The sequence below is a fragment of the Corynebacterium sp. UMB10321 genome (assembly GCF_030228725.1).
Taxonomy (GTDB): domain Bacteria; phylum Actinomycetota; class Actinomycetes; order Mycobacteriales; family Mycobacteriaceae; genus Corynebacterium; species Corynebacterium pseudogenitalium.
This window is the reverse complement of record NZ_JASOZC010000003.1, coordinates 174,670-181,848: the sequence shown is the minus strand read 5'-3', so window position 1 is coordinate 181,848 and position 7,179 is coordinate 174,670. Positions and strand designations below refer to the sequence as shown.

Below are 7,179 nucleotides of genomic sequence, written 5' to 3'. Positions count from 1 at the left end.
AAGCCCGCCCGCGCTGATGGTACTGCACCTGGGAGGGTGTGGGAGAGTAGGTTACCGCCGGCCTATAACTTCATTTTCTTGTGTGTGGTGGGTTCCATTATTCCCGTTGTTGGGGGTGGTGGTACCCACCACACTCTTTTTTGTGCACCCCCACAACAAACAACGAGGGCCGTCTCTACGAAGTCTGATGACGCCAGCGCTCCTTGTTTGTAGACTCAGAGGTGCAACTCTGGCTGACCGGATGATTGGGAATTTGTTTCAACAGGTGCACAATAAGTTCTTTTTTTCGGACATTCCTGTTTATAATGACTTGTTCCAATAGAAAGGTGTTTCATGTCCGATCGCTCTAACGAGAGACCACGTCGCAACCACGGTTCTTCTTCCTCCAAGGGGCGGAACGGGCGGCCAGGCAATGGGGGCCGGAAAGGTCGGCGCGACGACAGTAGGGATCGTCGCAATGATCGCAGCGGTGACGGCCGTGGTAGGAGCAGAAACGCTCGTCCTGGCGGCGATGAAGAACGCAAATTCAACAATCGTCACAATCGCTCGCAGCCTCGTCGGCAGGGCTACCGCGAGGATAGGATGGCTCAAAAGCTTTCTGAACCCGACCTGCCTTCCGATCTTGACATCAGTGTTCTCGACCCGTCCGTGCTGCAAGATTTGAAGGTGTTGTCACATGACAACGCAACTCGCGTCGCGAAGCACATGATTATGGCTGCAGATCTGCTCGACGACGACCCGGCGCTTGCCTTGCGTCATGCTAGGGCAGCAAAGAATCGTGCTGGACGTGTTGGGGTTGTTCGTGAAACGAATGGTGTAATCGCTTACCACGCAGGTGAGTGGAAAGAGGCACTTTCTGAGCTGCGAGCTGCCCGGCGCATGAGTGGCGGCCCTGGGCTTTTGGCTGTGATGGCTGATGCTGAACGCGGACTTGGTCGTCCCGAGAAGGCGTTGGAGCTTGGTCGGAGTCCTGAGGCGCGAGACCTCGATCGTGAGGGACGTATTGAGCTTGCCATCGTTCTTTCTGGTGCGCGTCGCGATCTGGGCCAGGTTGATTCTGCGATTGCGACGTTGGAACGTGTACGTCCGAACAAGGACGAGCGGGACGTCTCTGCAATGCGTTTGTCTTACGCCTACGCCGACGCATTGCTGGCTGCTGGCCGAAAGGCTGAAGCGGCTGACTGGTTCAAGCATGTTATTGAGTTGGATCCGGAGATGTTGACGGATGCGAAGCAGCGTTTGGAAGAGACGGAGTAGTGGCTTTGGGTTCTCTTGCTCATCAATATGACGTGTTGCTCTTTGACTTAGACGGCACGGTTTGGGAGGGCGGCCGCGCGTTAGACAATGCGGTTTCCAGCATCATCGAATGTGGTGTGACACCTTTCTACATCACGAATAATGCATCCCGGCCTTCGGCCCTCGTCGCCGAAATGCTTGGTGATATTGGGCTAGAGTGCTCGAGTGAGGAGATTATTACCTCAGCAGAGGCAGCTTTGGAGCTAGCGCGACCCCTGTTGAAAGAGGATGATCCCATCCTTGTTCTTGGTGCGCAGTCGTTCAAAGACTTGGTTTCTGGGGCCGGTTATCGCGTAGTCTCTAGTGCTGACGACGCACCAGTTGCGGTGCTACAAGGGCACTGCCCGGAAACTGGGTGGCGTGAGCTGTCTGAAGCAGCGTTGGCGATTCACAACGGGGCGGTCTACTTGGCTTCAAACCTTGATACTTCCTTGCCGATGGAGCGGGGGCTTATGGTTGGTAATGGCTCGATGGTGGCGGCGGTGACGTCAGCAACCGGCGTTGTCCCAGAGGCGGCCGGAAAGCCAGAACCGGCTATGTTCCATCAGGCTGTGAAGCTGTCGGGTGCTACGCGAGCGTTGGCGGTCGGTGACCGTTTAGATACCGATATTGCCGGTGGAAATCGTGCGGGGATGGATACGTTGCAGGTACTTACAGGTGTGTCTGGTCCTTATGCTTTGTTGGCGGCTAAGCCGGTGGAGCGCCCGACATATATTGGTGATGACTTGCGTAGCCTCTTGGCAGATGCGGAGAGCTTGCGGCCGGGAGCACAGGGCGGTTTCGTGGCGAAGCTGCAAGGAGATACGCTCCTGCTTAACGGTGGTGCTGCATCTTCTTCGCCTACGGAGGCCTTGCGAACGGCTCTGGCTGTTGCGTGGTCTGCAGAGGCCGAAGTACGAGTGGTTGAGCCGGTATCGCAGTGGGCGCAGAAGGCTGTGGAGTCGTGGTGGTAGGGCACGCCCCGAAACCCCACGATCCAAGGCGAGTCGGCATTTCACCGGAAGAATTGCGTTCGAAGGTAGATAGTGTGCTGGCGCGGGTGCCGTCTACGATAAGGGATGAACTTGAACAGTTGGCTGAGGCTCATGACGTTTTAGCAGAAGCGCTAAAAGACTGAGCATCGCCGTAGGAGAGGAGTACGGGTGGCACCTGGTCGGCGACGCCTTGACGCAGAACTTGTTCGACGAAAGATCGCTCGTTCACGGGAGCAGGCCCGGACATGGATTATTGAAGGACGCGTTGAGGTCGGAGGGTTTCCTGCAAAAAAGCCAGCTACAGTTGTCGAACCCGATGTTTCCATCAAGGTCGATGTTGATAACACCGATGACTGGGCTTCCCGTGGCGCGCACAAACTTCTGGGGGCACTAGAGCACTTCGAAAAGCTTGGGTTTACGGTCAAGGATAGGACGGTGATTGACGCGGGAGCGTCAACGGGGGGATTCACTGACGTTTTGCTACGAAGAGGTGTCCGCCGGGTCTTTGCGGTAGATGTCGGTTACGGGCAATTACTTTGGCGGCTGCAAAACGATCCGCGTGTGACGGTGATGGACCGTGTGAATATACGGTCGTTGACTGCCGACATGCTGAGCGAGTCGGCCAATTGCATGGTGGGTGATTTATCGTTTATCTCTTTGAAGCTTGTGCTTCCTGCGCTGGTAGCAGCGCTTGAGGACGAGGCGGACCTCCTGCCGATGGTGAAACCACAGTTTGAGGTTGGTAAAGACCGCGTTGGTCACGGGGGTGTCGTTCGTTCGGCAGAGCTGCGTCGAGAAGCAGTGGTAGATGTCGCATTGTTCGCACAGTCGCTGGGGCTTGAGGTGAAATCAATGGTTGCATCTCCGTTGCCAGGTCCGAGTGGTAACGTAGAATACTTTCTGTGGCTGCGTAAGACAGCAAATGCGCAGGAACAATCTGTCGAGGCCGTCGAAGAGATGGCAGCACAGGCGGTGCAGGAAGGGCCAGCGTAGAAATGTCTGTAGATGATCGGCGACGCATTTTGTTGGTGCCCCATTTTTACAGGCCCGACAATATTGAGGCTGCGGCGAATTCTGCCCGGATGCTGCAGCAGGCTGGCATTGAGGTGCAGTTGCTTTCTGCGGGGGAATCAAGTCCCGCTGAAGAGGATCCAGTATTGCAGAAGCTCGAGCACGTAAGCCCAGGGGCCGAGGCTGGCCGAGGCTGCGAGCTTGTATTTGTGCTTGGAGGCGATGGAACGTTTTTACGCGCAGCAAACTTTGCGCACCTTCAGGACATTCCAGTGCTCGGGGTGAATCTCGGCCATGTGGGATTCTTGGCAGAGTCCGAAGCGGAAAGCCTGGAAGATGTGCTGTCCTCGGTGATAGCGCGCTCATATCGGGTTGAAGACCGCATGACACTTGACGTGCGGGTTTTGGATGCGACGGGTGAAGTGCTTGGCGAAAGTTGGGCGCTGAATGAATGCAGCATTGAGAACTCGGATCGTACAAGAGTGCTTGATGCGTTTCTGGAGATTGATTACAGGCCGGTATCTTCGTTCGGTTGTGATGGTGTGCTGGTATCTACGCCTACTGGATCAACCGCGTATGCTTTTTCGGCCGGTGGTCCGGTGATGTGGCCTGAGCTCGATGCCATCTTGGTGGTTCCGAATAATGCGCACGCCCTCTTCGCGAAGCCAATGGTTGTTTCACCGTTGTCGACGGTAGCGGTTGAGTCCTTTTCGACGACCAGCTCCGCTGTTGTCGTGATGGATGGGGTTCGAAGGATTATGATGCCGCCAGGTGCACGGGTCGAAGTGACGCGTGGTCGCCGCCCGGTGCGCTGGGTTCGGCTTGATGAGCGTCCGTTTACCGACCGCCTGGTGGAGAAGTTTCAGCTTCCGGTATCTGGGTGGCGTGGCCCAGACAAAGAGAGGTAGATCGGCGTGCTGTCGGAAATTGCTATCAGGAACCTCGGTGTGATCCCTCACGCTAGCGCGGAGCTCTCGGAAGGTTTGACAGTCCTTACGGGTGAAACTGGCGCCGGTAAGACGATGGTGGTCACGGGTTTGCGGCTGTTGACTGGTGGTCGTGCTGATGCTTCTCGTGTTCGGACGGGAGCGCCGGAAGCGGTGGTGGAGGGCGCGTTTGCGGTAACAGGAATCCACGAGGACAGTCGCGAGGCTATTGCGAAGATCGCGGAGAACGCTGGTGCGGTCCTCGATGAAAATGGTGAGTACGTCGTAGTCCGTTCCGTAAAAGCGACAGGCAGGTCGAAGGCGCACTTTGGTGGCCGAGCGGTACCGGCTGCGACACTCAACGAAGTCTCCTCGCACCTGCTTACGATTCATGGCCAGAACGATCAGCTACGTTTGATGTCGCCAGAACAGCAACTGCATGCGTTGGACCGCTTCGATCCTGCTGCTTCAAAGGTTCTCCGTGCGTATCAGGAAGCGTGGAAGCGCTGGCGCGTTGCGAAGAGAGATTTAGAGGAGCGGACAAAGCGGCGTCGAGAATTAGCGATGGAACAGGACCGTCTCCTGTTTGCTGTCAACGAGATCGACGAGGTCGCACCCGAGCCAGGTGAAGACGCTGAGCTCGTCTCTGCGATTCAGCGCCTGCAAGATGTTGATGGATTGCGCTCCGCGGTTCAAGAGGCGATGGTTGCAATCGATGGCGCTGAGGCGGTTGGTGAGTATGACGAGGCGTCCGCCGCTTCAGATTTGGTAGGGCAGGCTGCGAGTGCACTTGGTGCATCCACTGATACGCAGCTGCAGGAGCTGGGGCGTCGACTAGAAGAAGCCGCCACTGTGCTTTCGGATGTTTCTTCGGAACTTGGAACGTATTTGTTTTCGTTGGATGCGGATCCGCATGCGCTCGAGAACATGCTTCAGAGGCAACAGTCGTTAAAAGTGCTGACCCGAAAGTACGCGTCGGACATTGATGGTGTGCTGCGTTGGAGGGACGAGGCGCAGCAACGGTTGGCGTCAATTGATACGTCGGATGAGGCCCTCGCGGAGCTTCAACTGCGGGTTGATGACGCTGCGACCGAGATGAAGCAGCACGCTGAGGAGTTGACGGGCATTCGTCGCGATGCTGCACGACGGTTCTCTGAGGCAGTGACACAGGAGTTGCATGGGCTGGCGATGCCTAAGGCTGTGCTGAGCGTCCGCGTTGAGGGAGCAGACTACGGCCGTGATGGCGCTGATGCTGTCGAGATTTGTCTGTCGCCTAACGCTGCGTCAGAGCCAAAGCCATTGGCAACCAGCGCGTCAGGAGGTGAGCTTTCACGCGTCATGCTCGCGATTGAAGTGATCCTTGCCGGGTCAACGCACGGCGCGACATTCGTCTTTGATGAGGTTGATGCTGGTGTCGGTGGTCAGGCCGCGGTGGAGATAGGGCGTCGCCTTGCACGGCTCGCAGTAAACAATCAGGTAATTGTGGTGACGCACCTGCCACAGGTTGCGGCTTACGCGGACAGACACTTACACGTTGCGAAGAACGTTGGCGATGAAACCGTGACATCAGGAGTGCTTGTGCTTGACGATGCCGAGCGCGTGGAGGAACTAGCTCGCATGATGGCTGGGATGGCGAACTCGGAAACAGGAAAGGCGCACGCGGCGGAGCTACTGGAGCAGGCACAGCGCGAAACAAAAGAGTTTCGTCGATAGCCCGCGCGCCTAGCAGTACTTGGCGTGCGATGCAGGCAGAATTCAACATATGACTGAAACTTCTGCAACTTCTGAATCGACTAGCGCGCCGTTGCAGGGACCGCTGCGTGATTGCACGCCGCAAGGCAAGGGGCGCGGCCGTCTTCATTCTGGGGATATTGCCTTCGTTGATGCTCCAGATATCAGCCGTAGGGAAGCTGAGATGTTGATCAACGCGGCACCGGCGGCGGTTGTCAATATTGCACGATTTAGCACTGGGGCTGTGCCTAATTACGGCCCGCACTTGCTTCTCGACGCCGGCATTCCACTGTTTGAAGCTGCCGGTGCGGAGATGCGGGCGTCGATACGCGATGGCAAGAAGACATCCGTAACGGCTTCGGGTGAGATCAAGGTTGGGCGCAAGGAAGTCGGTTCTGCTTCACCAGTGGTGCGCGCTGATGTTGACGCGACGTTTATTGAAGCACAGCGTCACCTCGTAGATCACATGGAGGCGTACTTCGGAAACACGATCGAATTTATACACTCCGAATCGCCGCTGCTTATCGATGGTGTTGGCGCGCCTGAGTTAGGTGACGTGATTGCGGACCGAAAAGTTATTATCGCGAGCCCGTGCCCAGATCTCCGAGAGCGTATCGAATCGTTGCGCAATTTCATCCGTGAGTTCACACCTGTGCTGATTGGCGTAGGCAAGGCGACGAATACCTTGGCGGAGATGGGGTACGCGCCCGACTTTATCGTGGGCGACCCGGGCGACGTGGCTGAAGAAAATTTGCGAAGCGACGCGCGGGTGATTTTGCCAGCGGACCCCGACGGCTACGCGCCTGGTCTGGAGCGCATCCAGGATCTTGGAGTAGGTGCGATGACGTTTCCCGCCGCGACCGAATCTGCAACAGACCTGGCGGTGTTACTGAGCGTGTTCCACGATGCAGAAATGATCGTGATGGTTGAGCAGCCCGTGAACCTGGACCGTATCTTTACCGAATCAGATGAAAGCTCGCCGGCAGCACTGCTCACTCGTTTGAAAGCGGGTCAAAAACTGGTGGATTCCACAGTGATAGCTGATTTGTACAATCTGACGACTGGTCGGGGAGTCGCCTGGGCATGGGCAATTTTGGGATTGCTTGTTGCTGCGGCGACGATTGTACTCATCGTCGGGCTTGGCGGGAGTGGGCCGTTTAGCACGAACCTGGCGGATACGTGGAACACGATAGTTACACAGCTGCAGAGTCTGTGGAGCTAATAGGGAGTAGGTGGTTTTG

General features: G+C 56.7%; 6 protein-coding genes. All 6 read left to right on the top strand.

What is annotated here, in order from left to right:
- The first annotated feature begins 582 nt into the window (after window positions 1–582).
- The 6 genes from QP752_RS05375 (at window position 583) to steA (ending at window position 7,160) form a co-directional block, all read left to right on the top strand.
- Entirely contained in the window at window positions 583–1,257 is a 675-nt protein-coding gene (locus QP752_RS05375; RefSeq protein WP_070477184.1) for a hypothetical protein, read from the top strand.
- The gene (locus QP752_RS05370) at window positions 1,257–2,249 is read left to right on the top strand and encodes an HAD-IIA family hydrolase (RefSeq protein WP_083433158.1); all 993 of its coding nucleotides are present in this window, start codon (window positions 1,257–1,259) and stop codon (window positions 2,247–2,249) included. Before QP752_RS05375 ends, QP752_RS05370 begins: the two co-directional genes overlap by 1 nt.
- A gap of 189 nt (window positions 2,250–2,438) precedes the next feature.
- Window positions 2,439–3,263 carry a TlyA family RNA methyltransferase gene (locus tag QP752_RS05365; RefSeq protein WP_070477182.1) on the top strand — a complete coding sequence of 275 codons (825 nt, stop codon included), beginning with the start codon at window positions 2,439–2,441 and terminating at the stop codon, window positions 3,261–3,263.
- 2 nt (window positions 3,264–3,265) lie between these two features.
- Window positions 3,266–4,189 (top strand): NAD kinase, encoded by a 924-nt coding sequence (locus QP752_RS05360; RefSeq protein WP_070977101.1) that lies wholly within the window; start codon window positions 3,266–3,268, stop codon window positions 4,187–4,189.
- A gap of 6 nt (window positions 4,190–4,195) precedes the next feature.
- Window positions 4,196–5,920, top strand: coding sequence for a DNA repair protein RecN (gene recN, locus QP752_RS05355; RefSeq protein ID WP_070977099.1), 1,725 nt, complete (start codon window positions 4,196–4,198; stop codon window positions 5,918–5,920).
- A gap of 49 nt (window positions 5,921–5,969) precedes the next feature.
- Window positions 5,970–7,160 (top strand): putative cytokinetic ring protein SteA, encoded by a 1,191-nt coding sequence (gene steA, locus QP752_RS05350; RefSeq protein WP_284804749.1) that lies wholly within the window; start codon window positions 5,970–5,972, stop codon window positions 7,158–7,160.
- Window positions 7,161–7,179: the final 19 nt, after the last annotated feature.

Excerpts from the sequence above, each read along its gene's own strand:
- QP752_RS05360 (WP_070977101.1), top strand. The coding sequence starts at position 3,266 with ATGTCTGTAGATGATCGGCGACGCATTTTGTTGGTGCCCCATTTTTAC.
- QP752_RS05375 (WP_070477184.1), top strand. The coding sequence starts at position 583 with ATGGCTCAAAAGCTTTCTGAACCCGACCTGCCTTCCGATCTTGACATC.
- steA (WP_284804749.1), top strand. The coding sequence starts at position 5,970 with ATGACTGAAACTTCTGCAACTTCTGAATCGACTAGCGCGCCGTTGCAG.